13 protein-coding genes, 1 tRNA gene and 1 pseudogene are annotated in these 15,194 nt (G+C 62.7%); 7 read left to right on the forward strand and 8 right to left on the reverse strand.

What is annotated here, in order from left to right; all coding sequences use genetic code 11:
* Positions 1–69: 69 nt before the first annotated feature.
* Positions 70–1,248 (reverse strand): HlyD family secretion protein, encoded by a 1,179-nt coding sequence (locus tag NKH98_RS08565; RefSeq protein WP_352897651.1) that lies wholly within the window; start codon positions 1,246–1,248, stop codon positions 70–72.
* A 143-nt stretch (positions 1,249–1,391) separates the two neighbouring features.
* On the opposite strand from NKH98_RS08565, the gene NKH98_RS08570 reads away from it, so the two are divergent.
* Positions 1,392–2,141, forward strand: coding sequence for a TetR/AcrR family transcriptional regulator (locus tag NKH98_RS08570; RefSeq protein ID WP_352897652.1), 750 nt, complete (start codon positions 1,392–1,394; stop codon positions 2,139–2,141).
* 21 nt (positions 2,142–2,162) lie between these two features.
* On the opposite strand, the gene yihA is transcribed toward NKH98_RS08570, so the two are convergent.
* The 5 genes from yihA to rpmH all read right to left on the reverse strand — a co-directional run bounded on the left by yihA (position 2,163) and on the right by rpmH (position 5,950).
* The gene (gene yihA, locus NKH98_RS08575) at positions 2,163–2,822 is read right to left on the reverse strand and encodes a ribosome biogenesis GTP-binding protein YihA/YsxC (RefSeq protein ID WP_352472343.1); all 660 of its coding nucleotides are present in this window, start codon (positions 2,820–2,822) and stop codon (positions 2,163–2,165) included.
* Positions 2,819–3,457: a CatB-related O-acetyltransferase gene (locus tag NKH98_RS08580; RefSeq protein WP_352897653.1), complete on the reverse strand. Its 639-nt coding sequence runs from the start codon at positions 3,455–3,457 to the stop codon at positions 2,819–2,821. The genes yihA and NKH98_RS08580 overlap by 4 nt, the downstream gene beginning before the upstream one ends.
* Before the next feature lie 144 nt (positions 3,458–3,601).
* Positions 3,602–5,425 carry a membrane protein insertase YidC gene (yidC, locus tag NKH98_RS08585; RefSeq protein ID WP_352897655.1) on the reverse strand — a complete coding sequence of 608 codons (1,824 nt, stop codon included), beginning with the start codon at positions 5,423–5,425 and terminating at the stop codon, positions 3,602–3,604.
* 13 nt (positions 5,426–5,438) lie between these two features.
* Positions 5,439–5,792: a ribonuclease P protein component gene (rnpA, locus tag NKH98_RS08590; RefSeq protein WP_352897657.1), complete on the reverse strand. Its 354-nt coding sequence runs from the start codon at positions 5,790–5,792 to the stop codon at positions 5,439–5,441.
* Positions 5,793–5,815: 23 nt separating this feature from the next.
* Positions 5,816–5,950, reverse strand: coding sequence for a 50S ribosomal protein L34 (gene rpmH, locus NKH98_RS08595; RefSeq protein WP_008833937.1), 135 nt, complete (start codon positions 5,948–5,950; stop codon positions 5,816–5,818).
* 335 nt (positions 5,951–6,285) lie between these two features.
* On the opposite strand from rpmH, the gene NKH98_RS08600 reads away from it, so the two are divergent.
* The 3 genes from NKH98_RS08600 to NKH98_RS08610 all read left to right on the forward strand — a co-directional run bounded on the left by NKH98_RS08600 (position 6,286) and on the right by NKH98_RS08610 (position 8,562).
* Positions 6,286–7,773 carry an ATP-binding protein gene (locus tag NKH98_RS08600; protein ID WP_023677495.1) on the forward strand — a complete coding sequence of 496 codons (1,488 nt, stop codon included), beginning with the start codon at positions 6,286–6,288 and terminating at the stop codon, positions 7,771–7,773.
* Between the two features lie 307 nt (positions 7,774–8,080).
* A tRNA-Arg gene (locus NKH98_RS08605) sits at positions 8,081–8,157 on the forward strand.
* Positions 8,158–8,406: 249 nt separating this feature from the next.
* Entirely contained in the window at positions 8,407–8,562 is a 156-nt protein-coding gene (locus tag NKH98_RS08610; RefSeq protein WP_352897659.1) for a hypothetical protein, read from the forward strand.
* Positions 8,563–8,759: 197 nt separating this feature from the next.
* On the opposite strand, the pseudogene NKH98_RS08615 reads toward NKH98_RS08610, so the two are convergent.
* Together NKH98_RS08615 and NKH98_RS08620 are read right to left on the reverse strand one after the other, a co-directional pair.
* Positions 8,760–9,901 (reverse strand): annotated as a pseudogene (locus NKH98_RS08615) (alpha-hydroxy acid oxidase).
* Between the two features lie 61 nt (positions 9,902–9,962).
* Positions 9,963–10,985 (reverse strand): LacI family DNA-binding transcriptional regulator, encoded by a 1,023-nt coding sequence (locus NKH98_RS08620; protein ID WP_502894215.1) that lies wholly within the window; start codon positions 10,983–10,985, stop codon positions 9,963–9,965.
* Between the two features lie 544 nt (positions 10,986–11,529).
* Here NKH98_RS08620 and NKH98_RS08625 point away from each other — a divergent pair.
* The 3 genes from NKH98_RS08625 (at position 11,530) to NKH98_RS08635 (ending at position 15,168) form a co-directional block, all read left to right on the forward strand.
* Entirely contained in the window at positions 11,530–12,492 is a 963-nt protein-coding gene (locus NKH98_RS08625; RefSeq protein WP_352477060.1) for a sugar-binding protein, read from the forward strand.
* Between the two features lie 112 nt (positions 12,493–12,604).
* Positions 12,605–14,149 carry a sugar ABC transporter ATP-binding protein gene (locus NKH98_RS08630; RefSeq protein WP_352477104.1) on the forward strand — a complete coding sequence of 515 codons (1,545 nt, stop codon included), beginning with the start codon at positions 12,605–12,607 and terminating at the stop codon, positions 14,147–14,149.
* Positions 14,150–14,172: 23 nt separating this feature from the next.
* Positions 14,173–15,168 (forward strand): ABC transporter permease, encoded by a 996-nt coding sequence (locus NKH98_RS08635; protein ID WP_254815901.1) that lies wholly within the window; start codon positions 14,173–14,175, stop codon positions 15,166–15,168.
* The last annotated feature ends 26 nt before the right edge of the window (positions 15,169–15,194 follow it).

A 15,194-nucleotide genomic window follows, 5' to 3' on the forward strand; every position in this document is an offset into this window, starting at 1 on the left:
TGGGCCGGGATGGCCGACACCGATCCGGTAATGGTTGCGGTCGCCATGACCCTTGCTCCCGGTTCCGCTTTACTTCGATGCCGAAGGCGCCGTGCGGCTGTCGACGACGACGACGACGCTCAGGCCGGCGCGCAGTTTGCCCGTCTTCAGCACATCCGCGGGCACGTCGATGCGAACCGGAACGCGCTGCACCACCTTGGTGAAATTGCCTGTGGCGTTCTCCGGCGGCAGCAGCGAGAACACTGCTCCCGAAGCCGGCGCCAGCGACGACACGGTACCCTCGAAGTCTTGGCCATCGATCGCGTCGACCGACACCCTGACCTTTTCACCAGGCACTAGCCGGGCAAGTTGCGTCTCCTTGAAATTGGCGACGATGTAGAGCTTGTCCATTGGCACGATGACGGCGAGCTTCTGTCCGGGGCTGATCAGGTCACCCTGCTCGACCGAGCGGTTGCCGACCACGCCGTCATAGGGTGCGCGCAGCACGGTGAAAGACAGATCCCGCACCGTCTTGTCGTGGGCAAGCTGCAGCGAGGCCAGCGTGCTGGCCGATTCCGCCCGCTGCGCCTCGAGCACGCCGATATTGGCCTGAGCCGCCGCGATCTGCGCGTCGGCGCCGGCTAGAGCGGCATTGGCTTGCTCGACCGCCGTCTGGGCATCGTCCAACTGGGCCTGAGTACCGACGCGGGTCTTGAGCAACTGGGCGGCGCGGACCTGAACCCGCTTCGCATTGTCTGCCGCGGCCTGGTCGGCGGTCTTCTGCGCCTGCGCCTGCTTGAGCGAGGCGCGGGCGGCTTCGGTCTGGGCATCGATGCGGTCGAGCGTCTTGCTCAACGTGGCGATCTGCGCCTCGGCCTGGGCAACGGCTATCTTGTAGTCACCGTCATCGACGATCAGCAGCGGGTCGCCGGCCTTCACCTGCTGGTTCTCAGTCACTTTGACCTGATCGACATAGCCTGAGATTTTTGGCGAGATGAACGCCGTGTCGGCCTGGACATAGGCGTCGTCGGTCGAGATCATGAAGCGCCCGTCGGTCCAGTAGTCATAGCCATACCATGCGCCGGCGCCCAGCAGGGCCAAGCCGATGATGGGCAACAACATCGAGCGCATAGAGCGCTTCTTTTTGGCGGGAGCCAGCGGGGTGATGTCGGCGGGCTTGAGAGGGGCTTCCGGCGCTTCGATCGCAGGTTGGACCTTGGCGCTGGGGAAAGGGCGGACTTCGGCACTGGTGGGCGCGTTCGAGGACATGATATCTCTCTAAATTAATTGGCGCTGAATGTTGTCAGACTGAACCGTTCGGTTCGATATCGACGTTGACTTAGCGCTTAAACAGGCCCATATCAAGAGCAATCGAACCGGATGGTTCGAATTATTTTACGAGGTGTGACATTATGGCCGAAGCCCCCAAGGCCGCTCCTTTGTCTGATTCAGGCCCATTATCCAGCGCTGGCAAGGAGCAGTGCGATCTGCTGGACAGTCTGCCGCGCGGCCGCCCGGCCGCGGGGCAAGACCCGGTCAAGCGCAGCCAGATCATCGAGGGTGCGCGCCGTGTCTTCATCGACAAGGGCTTCGAAGCCGCGTCGATAAACGACATTACGCGCGAGGCCGGCGTGTCCAAGGGCACGATCTATGTCTACTTCGCCAACAAGGAAGAGCTGTTCGAAGCGCTGATCGAGGAAGAACGCGGCACGATCTTCAAGAACATGTATGAGGTGCTCGACCAGATCGGCGACCTTCGCCAGACGCTGGTGAAGTTCGGCATCGTGCTATCCATGAAGATCACTTCGGCTAGGGTCATCCTGGCGCAGCGGACGGTGATCGGTGCGTCGGAACGGATTCCGGAGCTTGGCGCGCGATTTTACGAACGCGGGCCGAAGCGCGGCCATGACAGGGTTGTCGTTTTCCTCAACATGGCTATCGAACGCGGTCTGCTGAAGATCGACGACGTCGAGCTTGCCGCCTATCAGTTCACCGAGCTGTGCCTGGCCGGTCTTTTCCGCCAGTGTATATTCGCCTATCGCACCAAGGCGCCAAGTGTGGCCGAGATCGAACATATCGTCAGATCGGGCGTCGACGTGTTCCTGAAGGCCTACGGCACAGAACAGCTTGCAGAGCAGGAACGGGCCTCCAGCCCCGCCTGAGCAGCCGTCGGAGTCCGTTGCCTATCCGCCATTGGCGGCGAGCACGATCGCCGCACGCAGTTCCTCGAGGCCCTCGCTCTTTTCCGACGACGTGGCGAGCACGAAGGGAAATGCCGCCGGGCGTTTCTTGATCTTCTGCAGCGTTTCCTCGACCAGTCGCGGTACCCCCGCCGCCTTGATCTTGTCGGTCTTGGTCAGCACGATCTGATACGACACCGCCGCCTTGTCGAGCAGCGACAGCACCTCGTCGTCCTTGGCCTTGATGCCATGGCGGGCATCGATCAGCACGTAGACGCGCTTCAGCGTCACCCGGCCCTTCAGATAGTCGAACACGAGCTTCGTCCACTCGTCGACCTTTTCCTTCGGCGCCGTGGCGTAGCCATAGCCCGGCATGTCGACCAGGGCCATCGGCGGCAGGTCGGCGCCTTCTCCCGAAAATCCGCCCGGCACGAAATAGTTGAGTTCTTGCGTGCGGCCCGGTGTGTTGGAGGTGCGCGCCAGCCCCTTCTGGTTGACCAGCGCGTTGATCAGCGACGATTTGCCGACATTGGAGCGGCCGGCAAAGGCGATCTCGGGCGGACCCTCCGGCGGCAGGAATTTCATCGCCGGCACGCCGCGGATGAATATCCAGGCTCGCGTGAACAATTCGATGCCAATCGTGGTCTTGTTCAACGCGTTCAAACCGCTGCCTCCAGAAGAAAAATGTTGCTGCCACGAATGGCATCGAGATTGCGGCTGATCTTTTCCACCGGCCAGTGCCACCACGCCAGCGCCAGCAGCCGCCGGATGGTCCTGTCGTCGAAGCGCATCTTCACCACCTTGGCCGGATTGCCGGCGACGATCGCATAGGCCGGCACATCGTGCGTCACCACCGACTTTGCCGCGACAATGGCGCCGTCGCCGATCTTCACGCCAGGCAGCATCACCGCTTCCATGCCGATCCAGACGTCGTGGCCGACGATTGTGTCGCCACGCACCTCCTTCGACCATGTCGCCGGGTCGAAACCCTCCTCCCAGCCGTGACCGAAGATGTTGAACGGATAGGTCGAAAAGCCGGACATGGCGTGATTGGCGCCGTTCATGATGAAACGCGCGCCTTCGGCAATGGCGCAGTACTTGCCGATGATCAGCCTGTCGCCGATGAACGGGTAATGATGCAGCACGCATTTTTCGGCGAATTTGTCGGGCCCGTCAGGATCGTCATAGTAGGTGAAATCGCCGATCTCGATGTTCGGCGCCGTCACCAGCGGTTTAAGAAAGCCGATGCGCGTGTGCAACGGGATCGGATGCTTGATCGATGGATTGGGTCCGGTCATATCGAGCTCCGTCGGGCAACTGCCAGCCCGGTCAAAATAGCGCGATCCGCCCGGCAGTACCAATCGCTTAATCCAGACCGCCAGCCTGTGCAAAAAGCCCCGGACGAACCGGGGCTTTGTGATGTCGCATCATCGGAGCGCCGGCTATTCCGCCGGCGACGGTTTCTTGCGGAACAGCGCGACCAGATTGTCCCACAATTCGATCTTGGCGCCCTGCCGCTTCATGATCACGCCCTGCTGGAGGATCGACAGCGTGTTGTTCCAGGCCCAGTAGATAACGAGACCGGCCGGAAAACCCGCCATCATGAAGGTGAAGATCACGGGCATCCAGGTGAAGATCGCCGCCTGCGTCGGGTCCGGCGGCGTCGGGTTCATGCGCATCTGCAGGAACATCGTCACGCCCATGATCAGCGGCCAGACGCCGATCATCAGCATGTGCGGCAAGGTGATCGGGATCAGCCCGAACAGGTTGAAGATCGATGTCGGGTCCGGCGCCGCCAGGTCCTGGATCCAGCCGAAGAACGGCGCGTGCCGCATCTCGATGGTGATGTAGAGCACCTTGTAGAGCGAGAAGAAGACCGGGATCTGCAACGCCACCGGCCAGCAGCCGGCGAGCGGATTGATCTTCTCGGTCTTGTAGAGCTCCATCATCGCCTGCTGCTGCTTCATCTTGTCGTCCGCGTATTTCTCGCGGATCTCGAGCATCTTGGGCTGCACCTTCTTCATGTTCGCCATCGACGCATAGGACTTGTTGGCGAGCGGGAAGAAGATGGCTTTGACGATGACGGTGGTGGCGAGGATCGCCAGGCCGAAATTGCCGAAGAATTTGTAGAGCGTGTCGATCAGCCAGAACATCGGCTTGGTGATGAAATAGAACCAGCCCCAGTCGATCAGCAGGTCGAACTGGCGAATATGACGGTCCTTTTCATAGGCGTTGATCGTCGAAACTTCCTTGGCGCCGGCGAATATCTCCGACTCCACGGTCGTCGATTGCCCTGGAGCGATTGTGACCGGATCGGACAGGAAATCGGACTGGTAGCTATGCGGGTGGGGTCCGCTTTTGAACTCGAAATAAGAGAATTTGGGCTGAAATTCGCGGCCGCTCGGCGGCACCAGGGTCACCGCCCAGTATTTATCGGTGATGCCGAGCCAGCCGTCGCTCGACTTGCCTGGTTTGTACTCCTTGTCCGATTCGACGCTGGAGTATTTGTATTCCTGCAGGCCCTCGCTTCCGGTAACGCCGATCAGGCCCTCGTGCAGCACATAGGTGCTGGCGATAGCCGGCTTGTCGAAGCGGGTGACGCGGCCATAGTTCGACAACGTCGCGGGTGCCGAGCCGCCGTTCTGGACCGTGTCGGACACGGTGAACATATATTGGCTGTCGACCGAGAAGGTGCGCTTGAAAACAAGGCCCTTGTCGTTGGTGAAGGTCAGCGTGACCGGCGTCGCTGGTGTCAGCGTCGCATTGCCGTCGGTCTGCCAGACCGTGTCGGGGCCGGGCAGCCTGCCCACATCCGGCGTGCCGGAAAAGCCGATCTCGGCGAAATAGCCGTTTGGCAGGGACGCCGGGTTGAGCAACGCAATCTCGGGCGAGGTCTTGTCGACCGTCTCCCTGTAATGCTTGAGCCGGAGATCGTCGAGGCGCGCGCCGGTGAGGTTGATCGAGCCTTCGAGGCTCGGCGTGTCGATCTTGACGCGCTTGGTCGAGGCAATCGCCTGCTCGCGGCCGGCCGGCGTCACCGCGTCGCCGCCGGGCGCGTTCGGAATGGCGCCCGGCTGCACCGGCGTTTCGCTCGCGCCGGGAGCGGTGCCTTGGGCAGCCTTCTTCTGCTCCGCCACGCGCTGTTCTTCGATGCGGGCGGCTTCGCGCTGCATCTCGCTGCGCGGCATCACGTAGAAATATTGCCAAAGCGCCAGGATCAGCACCGACAGTGCGATGGTGATGAAGAAGTTGCGGTTGTTTTCCATCGAAGCCCTTGGCCTATCGTGTTCCACGCAATCTGCGGGAGAGTTCGGCCTTCAACTGGCCGAACGGAGTCGTAAGCACGTCTTCGCGCCCGACGATGACATAATCATTGCCGGGCACCATGTCATCCGCGGCATGCGTGCGCACGGCCTCTCTGAGCCGCCGCCGGATGCGGTTGCGAACGACGGCGTTGCCGACCTTCTTGGTGACGGTATAGCCGACGCGCGGCGCCTCGCTGTCGCCGCGGCCCAGGACCTCGACGAGGAAAAGCCGCCCGCGGCGCTTTTCGCCACGACGGACGGCCAGGAATTCCGCGCGCTTCAGAAGCCGCTTGGGATGGGCACCCGTTGGCTTGCCGGTTGCGGGCAACGATCTTGTCTCTCGCTTGGTGCTCAGGCGCTGAGACGCTTGCGGCCGCGGTTGCGGCGGGCTGCGACGACGCCGCGGCCACCTTTGGTTGCCATGCGGGCGCGGAAACCGTGCCTGCGTTTGCGGACGAGTTTGGACGGCTGGTAAGTACGCTTCATTTGTTTAAATACCGCGGGGTGCGGCCCTTCTTGATTCTGTCACTTTGTAACAGGAGCTTTGCCGGGCCGGTTTTGGCGCGATCGAAACCGCGCCGGGACGAATGGCCCGAGCGTGAGCGGGCTTATAGAAAGAAGGGTTTTGGAAGTCAATCCAGCCTGTCGGGCCGGCGTTGTCGGACTGGCAGGGAGGTCCTTGCGGCCCTTTGTCCGGCTTCGACCAAGGATGAATTTGGCAAAAAAGCCGCAATCGCCTAATCTTGCCCGATCAAGCGATCGTGAAGACGAGCAGTCCTTAAGACAAGCAGCCGTGATGACAAACAGCCGTGACGACGAGCATGAGTGAAGTCCCAGCAACCGACGAAAGCATCGCCCAGGCGAAGGCCGCCACCCGCAGGGTGCCGCTGGCGCGCGGCCTGTCGACCAAGCTGCTGCTGCTCACCATCGTTTTCGTGCTCTTGGCCGAAATCCTCATCTTCGTGCCCTGGATCGCCAGCTACAGGCTGAGCTGGCTGAAGGAGAGGCTGAGCACCGCCGCCGCGGTTTCCATCGTCCTGGTGCAGGGCGAACCTGCCTCGCTGTCGCGTGCCGCCCAGAACGACGTACTGATGGCGATCGGCGCCAAGGCGATCGCCGTGCGCGACGGCGGCGTCTCGCGGCTTCTGGTCGTGGCCGAAATGCCGCCGCAGGTCGACGAGCATATCGATATCGCCAATGTCGGCATGATCAAGGGCATGACCGGCGCGCTGGACACGCTGTTTTTCGGCGGCAAGCGGATGCTGCGCGTTTTCGGGCCGGTTGGCGACAGCGACAAGGAATTCGAGCTGATCATGCCCGACCACCGCCTGCGCAATGCCATGCTGATCTATTCGCGCAACGTCGCCTTCGTCTCGCTGCTGATCTCGCTGTTCACCGCCATGCTGGTCTATGCCGCGATAGACCTGATCATGATCGGCCCGATCAGGACGATGACACGCTCGATGCTGTCCTTTTCCGAGGCGCCCGACGATCCCGGCCGCATCATTCACCCCGCCGCCCGGGCCGACGAGATCGGCGTCGCCGAACGCGAACTGTCGCAGATGCAGGAGCGGCTGCAGAAGATGCTGACCGAGCAGAAGCACCTGGCCGATCTCGGCCTGGCCGTGTCGAAGATCAACCACGACATGCGCAACATCCTCGCCTCGGCGCAGCTGATGTCGGACCGCCTGCGCCAGGTCAAGGACCCGACCGTGCAGGCCTTCGCGCCAAAACTGCTGCGCGCGCTCGACCGTGCGGTGTCCTATTCGGAGGGCGTGCTGGCCTATGGCCGCACCCAGGAGCCGCCGCCGTCGCGCCGCAGGCTGCGGCTGCGCCAGCTGGTCGAGGACGTCCAGGGCCTGCTCGACATCGAATGCGGCATCGAATTCGTCAATGCCGTCGATCCGGTGCTCGAGGTCGATGCCGATTCCGACCAGCTGTTCCGCGTGCTCACCAATCTTAGCCGCAACGCCGTGCAGGCGATGGCGGCGGACACCGAGAGCGCCGTGGTGCGCCGCCTGACCATATCGGCCGAGCGCATCGGCAGCGTCAGCCGCATCGTCGTCACCGACACCGGCCCCGGCCTGCCGCCAAAGGCGCGAGAAAACCTGTTCGCGGCATTTCGCGGCTCGGCCCGCAGCGGCGGCACCGGCCTTGGCCTGGCGATCGCCCATGAATTGATCCGCGCCCATGGCGGCACGGTGGAGCTGGTCGAATCGATCGGCGGCCGCACCACATTCGCGGTCACCATTCCCGACCAGCCGGTCCGGCTCGACCAGGCCCGCAACGGGCTGCGCCGCCCGGCGTAACGAACCGTTTCGTTACGGATCGTTTCAATTCACAAAGGGTTGGTCCGAGACTACGAGCCATCGGCTCGGCCGCCGTGCAACGGCTCGTTTCGTTACGAATGACCGATCCAAGACCACGACTTGTCGGCTCGGCCGCTGCGTGACGCGGTCTTGCCTTCGCCTGCCGGCGCATGAGGGCAAAGCATGACTGCAAAACTTTTGGCCAGGATCGGCTTGCTTTTCGCAAATTCAGTCGCTAGGGAACAGCTCACATCGCGGCCGGTCGCCAGGATCGGATCGCGGGGCTATGCCAAGCATGGCCTGTTGCGCGCCCGTAGCTCAGCTGGATAGAGCACCAGACTACGAATCTGGGGGTCAGGAGTTCGAATCTCTTCGGGCGCGCCATCAATCCAATGCACGGCCCGCCTCAGGCGACCTCGCGGGCGCGGTGCGCTCACAGCCGTCCGACAATAACCGGCGCCGGTCGTCGGAAGGTCGCGAGACGTGAGCGCTGCCCATGCCAAAAAGGGGATCGTCAGCTAATGCTGCTCAGTCGGCCTGCTTGATCTCCGGGCCCGGTTCAGTCGGCGGAGCTGGCGTGCAATCCTGACCAGTGCATTCCTGCACGGGATCTTGCGCCGGCGGGAGACAATTTTGGCCTTCACAATGAACGGGCGGCTGCGCTGTTGCGGCATTATTGTTCGGCGGCACAGGCCGATCCTCGGCGCGAACGGCTGGCATTCCAAGGTCGATCATGGCCGTGCACAAGAGCGCAATCCGAAGCAAATTCATTTTCGCCTCCGCACCTGACAGCGAGACGCAGACTATACCTTCGAACTGCGGCCAACATCCTGTCACTCCCGAACGGCGTTAACGGCGCGTTACACGCAGCGGCAGCTTGAGGGCGGACATACGGACGCTGTTCCGGCGAGGCCGTCTTCGAAACGGGCGGCAGGTCGGTATAGGGTTCGCACTTCGAAAAGCTTATGCTGTGCGTCCCGGCTCCCTCACCTAAACCGCACATTTTCCCTGGAAAGCTCTGCCACCGACCTGCATCCCATCAGCCGCATGCCGCGTTCGATCTCGGTTCGCATCAAGCCGAGCGCCCGTTCGACGCCGGCCTGTCCGGCGGCTGCCAACGGGAACAGATAATACCGCCCGACGCCGACGGCCTTGGCGCCCAACGACAGGGCTTTCAGCACATGCGTGCCGCGCTGGACGCCGCTGTCGATGATCACGTCTATCTTGTCGCCCACCGCGTCGACGATCTCCAACAACTGGTCGAAGGGGCTGCGCGAGCCGTCCAGCTGCCTGCCGCCATGATTTGACAGAACGATGCCGGTGCAGCCGATGTCGACGGCCTTTCTGGCATCGGCAACGCTCATGATCCCCTTCAGGCAGAACTGGCCGTTCCAGAAGCGGACCATGTCTTCGACGTCCTTCCAATCCAGCGACGGGTCGAGGATCTCCGTGAAATAGCGGCTGATGGAAAGCGCTCCGCCACCGAGATCGATATGGCCGTCCAACTGCGGCAGGCTGAACTTTTCGTGGGTCAAATAGTCGATAGCCCATCTCGGCTTGATCGCGAACTGCACCATGCCGCCGAGCGTAAGCCGAAAGGGGATGGAAAAGCCGGTTCGCAGGTCACGCTCGCGGTTTCCGCCGGTGACGCTGTCAACCGTCAGCATCATCACCTCGACGCCGGACGCCTTGGCGCGCTCCATCATGGCGCGGTTCAGGCCGCGATCCCTGTGGAAATAGAACTGATAGACTTGCGGCGTCCTGTGCTTGCGCACTTCCTCCAGGCTGACCGTGCCGAGCGACGAGACGCCGAACATCGTGCCGAACTTCTCCGCCGCCGCGGCGACGGCGCGCTCGCCGCTATGGTGACACAGCCGCTGGAGAGCCGTCGGCGAACAATAGACCGGCATCGCCAGCTTCTGGCCCATGACGGTGACCGACATGTCGACCTGTCCAACGCCGGCAAGGACGTTAGGGACGAGATCGCAGTCCTCGAAAGCCGCCGTGTTGCGCCGCAGCGTCGTCTCGTCGTCCGCGCCGCCATCGATATAGTGAAGATCGGGCCTGGCAGGCGCTGTTTTGCCAGCCGGCGGAAGTCCTGAAAATTGTAGCAGCTTTGCAATCGCATGAAATCAATCGGGTATATGCCGGGCCTGATGTCAAGCCTGTGCCATTGTCGATCGCCGGGCTCAGCCCGCCACAGCGCCAACCGACTCCCGCTCCACCAGCGGGCATTCGAGCTTGGTGATGGGATAGCGGCCGCGACCGGGAGCAGCGGGGACTTCGAGCTGCTCGATCGCCCATTGTCCCATCGCCATATGCGGCAGGATCGACGTCGTCAGGGGCGGGAACAGATGTCGCGCGATCTCCTCGTCGTCATAGCCGACCACCGAAATATCTCCGGGGATGTGCAGGCCAGCCTCCTTCAGCGCCTCGTAGCAGCCGATCGCGGTGCGGTCGTTCTGGCAGAAGATGGCGGTCGGCCGGTCCTTCAGCGCCAAGAGCTTGACGGTCGCGGCATAGCCGGCGCTCGCCGACCAATCGCCTTCGACGACCAGCGCCGGGTCGAACGGGATGTCGGCTGTCGCCAGCGCCCGGCGGTAACCCTTCAACCGGTCCTGCGCCGCCTGCATCCAGGGCTCGCCGGTGATGGTGGCGATACGGCGATGGCCATAGCTGATCAGGTGCCGGGTCGAGCTCTGGCCGCCGGCGATCTCGCTCGGCACCACGGCGGGGAAGGCATGGTCGGCGGTGTAGCAGTTGAGCAGGATGACCGGAATGTCGAGGCCGTAGAGATAGTCCGGCGCGACGATCTCGCGGGTGAAGATGGTCATGTAGATCAGCGCCGAAATGCCCCGCTTGGTCAGTGCCGCGATGGCCCGGGGCTCCATCACCTCGTCGCCCATGGTCTGCGCCACCAACACGACATTGCCGGCGTTCCACGAGGCTTGCCGCGCCCCTTCAATGGCGACGACCGCCTCCGGGCTGGTCGCCAACTGGTCGACGGCGAAGCCGATCACGCCATCCAGCCCGTCGAATGCGGCAACCGGGGCTCGCAAGGCAGAAAACACCGGCGGCGAATAGCCCAGCGTTCGCGCGGTCTCGATCACCCGCTCTCGGGTTTGCTGCGACAGCCTGATGCCCGGCGTGTTGTTGAGCACGAACGAAACCGTCGCCTGCGAACAGCCGGCGACCCTGGCGATGTCGGTCATGGTAACGCGGCCCTTGGGGTTTTTCCCGGACGGCTTGCGCCGCCTGGTACCCTCAAGGACGGGATCACGCAGTGGTTCGTTCATGTCGTTGGTACCTCGAATCTCGCGTTTATAGGGCGAAGCGCTACTAATAGATATAATCGACCCTTCTTGGGCGATGTAGTCCCCGGTTCAAAACGGTTGCGACTGGGGAGGCCTCTCTCCTTTGTGGCGAGAATCTCGACCAAACTAATACTCTTTACTAATATCCGGCATCCCTATAACGTCAATCCATCATGCCCGGACGATGTCGGACCGCGCATGTTCGGAACGCAAGCCAGCCTGGTATCGGACGGTTCCCGTCAGCCGAAGCTTGCCTGCCGCTCTGGGAAATGTCAGACAAATCGGACTATTTACGAACGGCGAATGAGTCTCTAAAGTCGACGATCGCGGCTGGAATGGCGTCGTTCTTCGCTGCCGGAAACCCTTGAGGAGGAGGGCGTCCAAGCCGCGCCGGCACGTTCATCATCAGCGAAAATTACTGAGTCAAAATGGGAGGTTGAATATGAAATCTGTGATACGAAATGCGTCCGTCGCCGCTGCGGCCCTGCTGCTCGGCCTGTCCGCCGGCGCAATTGCGCGGGCCGACGACAAGCCGACACTGGCCTTCGTCGTCAACGGCGCTTCCGATTTCTGGAAGGCGGCGGAAGCCGGCGTAAAGAAGGCTCAAGGCGAACTGCCCAACTACAAACTGGAACTCAAATATCCGGAGCAGTCCTCGGTCGCCATCCAGCAGCGCCTGATGGACGATCTGGTGACGGCCGGCGTGAAGGCGATCATGGTCTCGGCCGTCGATCCCAAGACGTCGACCGACGGGCTGAACAAGATCGCCTCGGAAACGGCGTTGTTCACCACCGACAGCGACGCGCCGCAGACCAAGCGTGTCGCCTATATCGGCTCGTCCAATGTCGATGCCGGCAAGCAGGCGGCGGAGATCGCCAAGAAGGCAATGCCTGACGGCGGCAAGTGCCTCGGCTTCGTCGGCCTGCTCGGCGCCGACAACGCCAAGGAGCGCATCCAGGGCATGAAGGAAGGTCTCGCCGGCACCAAGATCGAATTGGTCGACGTGCGTGGCGACGACATCGATCAGGCTCGCGCCAAGAAGAACGTCGAGGACGCGCTGGTCGCCAGCCCCGACGTCACCTGCATGGTCGGCTTCTATTCCTACAACACGCCGCGCATCTATGAAGCGCTGCGCGATGCCGGCAAGCTCGGCCAGATCACCGTCGTCGGCTTCGACGACGATCCGATTACACTGGGCGGCGTCAAGGAAGGCACCGTCGCCGCCACCGTCGTGCAGCAGCCCTTCGAATGGGCCTATCAGGGCATGAAGCTGATGGCTGCCTATCTCGAGGGCGACAAGTCGGGCATTCCCGCCGATGGCCTGATCATCATCCCGACCAAGATCATCGGCAAGGACGATGTCGACGCCTACGCCGCCAGCCTCAAGGCGATGTCTGGAAACTGAGCGAATTAGGTTGCGCCGGCTCAAGGTTCGCCTTGAGCCGGCGTTCTATTGACGGGCCTCGCGCGGCTCGTCAGTCTGAGGCCAAATGGCTCACCGGCTGCTGTCAGGCGTGATGAATTATTCCGACCCATCCATCGTTGCATCTGCGGACGCTCCGTTCCTGAGCCTCAACGGTGTGCGCAAGACCTATCCCGGCGTCGTTGCGCTGGACGGATTCTCGATGGAGGTCAGGCCCGGCGAGGTCATTGGCCTGGTCGGCGAAAACGGCGCCGGCAAATCGACGCTGATGAAGATCCTCGGTGGCGTGACCAGGCCGGACACCGGCACCATCACCGTCGATGGCGTCGCCCATGACGGGCTGACTGTCGAGGCCAGCATCGGCTCGGGCATCGCTTTCGTCCACCAGGAACTCAACCTGTTCGAAAACCTCGACGTGGCCGCCAATATCTTCTTCGGCCGCGAACCGCTGCGCGCCGGGCCGCTCAAGCTCGTCGACCGCGCCAGGCTGCGAGCGCAGGCGGCGCCGCTGCTCAAACGCGTGGGCGCCAATTTCTCGGCCGATACGCCGGTGTCGGCGCTGTCGCTGGCGCAGCAGCAAATGGTCGAGATCGCCAAGGCGCTGTCGATCAAGGCACGGTTGGTTATCCTCGACGAACCGACGTCCAGCCTGCCGATCGCCGAAACCGACAAGCTGCTCGGTGTCATCAAGGCGCTGAAGGCAGACGGCATCGGTGTCATTTTCATCTCGCACCGCCTTCACGAGGTCGAGCGCGTCGCCGATCGCGTCGTCGTGCTCAGGGACGGAATGCTCGCCGGAACCTTGCCGAAGAGCGCCATCAATCATGACCAGATGGTCAAGCTGATGATCGGCCGCATGCTGAAGGAGCGCGAGAAGGCCGCAGAATCGGCGCGCCCGCCGGGCTCCGTCGCGCTGTCGGTCAAGGCCATTCGCACCGCCGCCTATCCTGACCGGCCCGTCGACCTCGATGTGAGGCATGGCGAGATCCTCGGCCTGGCCGGCCTCGTCGGCTCCGGCCGGACGGAACTGGCGCGCGTGCTGTTCGGCATCGACAGGAGCTTTGGCGGCTCGTTCCAGCTTGACGGAAAAGACCTGGTTCTTGGTTCGGCCGCCGACGCAGTGGCCAACGGGATTTTCCTCGTCCCGGAAGACCGCAAGCTGACCGGCATCCTGCTCGACCTGTCGATTGCCCAGAACATCTCGCTGCCCAATCTGCCGGCGCATTCGCGGCGCTCGCTGGTCTCGGCCAGCGCCGAGACCGCCACCGCCGAAAAACAGAAGACCGATCTCGGCATCAGGGCGCCCTCCGTGCAGACGCGCACCGGCACGCTGTCGGGCGGCAACCAGCAAAAGGTCGTGCTGGCCAAATGGCTGGCGATGAAGCCGAAGGTGATGATCCTCGATGAGCCGACACGCGGTATCGATATAGGCGCCAAGGCCGAGATCTACGGGCTGATGCGGGCGCTGGCCGATGCCGGGGTCGCCGTGCTGATGATCTCCAGCGACATGGAGGAGGTGATCGGCGTTTCCGACCGCATTGCCGTCATGCATGAGGGCCAGATCTCCGGCATTCTCGACAAGGACCGGTTCAGCCAGGAAAACGTGCTGCTGCTGGCGGTCGGCAAGCAGCCGAAGTAATTCGCAGGCGTTGGGAGAAGACGATGAGCAAGAAAGATCTCGGCCTGCTGATCCTGATCCTGGTGGTCGGCGCGGTGGTGGCGATCATCAACCCGCGCTTCCTGCTGCCGATCAATCTCGCCAACACCTCGAACCTGATCGGGCTGTTCGGCATCCTGTCGATCGGCCAAGCCTTCGTCATCATCACCGGCGGCATCGAATTGTCGGTCGGCTCGGTGGTTGCGCTACTCGGTACGCTGTTCATCGATTTCATCGCCGTGCGGGAGATGGAGTGGCCTCTCGCCTTCGTGCTGATCATCGCGCTCGGCGCCATCATCGGCCTGATGCATGGCTGGCTGATCACCCGGCTGAAGTTGCAGCCGTTTGTCGTCACTCTCTGCGGCCTGCTGATCTATCGCGGCGTGGCGCGCTTCTACACTGCCGACGGCACCGCCGGCTTTGCCTTTGGGCAGAACTTCCCGGAACTCGAATTCCTGACGGCGGGGCGGTCCTGGGGCGTGCCGAACAGTTTCATCGCGCTGATCGTCATCGCCGTCGTCATGTGGGTGGTGCTGCACCGTTCGGTATTCGGGCGCTATCTCTACGCCATCGGCAAGAACGAGGAAGCGGCAAAATATTCCGGCATCCGCACCGGCCGAATCGTCATAGCCGCCTATGTCATCTGCGGCGTGCTGACGGCGCTGTCGGCTATCTATTTCGCCATGTACACACGCTCGATCTCGCCGGCGAGCCACGGCCAGTTCTACGAACTCTACGCCATCGCGGCAGCGGTGCTCGGCGGCTTCTCGCTGCGCGGCGGCGAAGGCTCGCTGATCGGCGTCCTGCTCGGCACGGTGCTGCTGCAGGAGCTGCAGAACCTCGTCAACCTGCTCGGCATCCCGTCCTCGCTCAACTTCGCCGTCATGGGCGGGGTGATCCTCATCGGCGTGCTGGTCGACCAGCAATGGGGCGTGTTCAGGGCGCGGCGGCGGATGCTGGAAGCTACCCGTAAGGGCGTGGCGGGTGCTGCCGCGGAATGACGCAAAAATAGCTGGATGAAATGCGC

The sequence above is a fragment of the Mesorhizobium sp. M0833 genome (assembly GCF_040319905.1).
Lineage (GTDB): Bacteria > Pseudomonadota > Alphaproteobacteria > Rhizobiales > Rhizobiaceae > Mesorhizobium.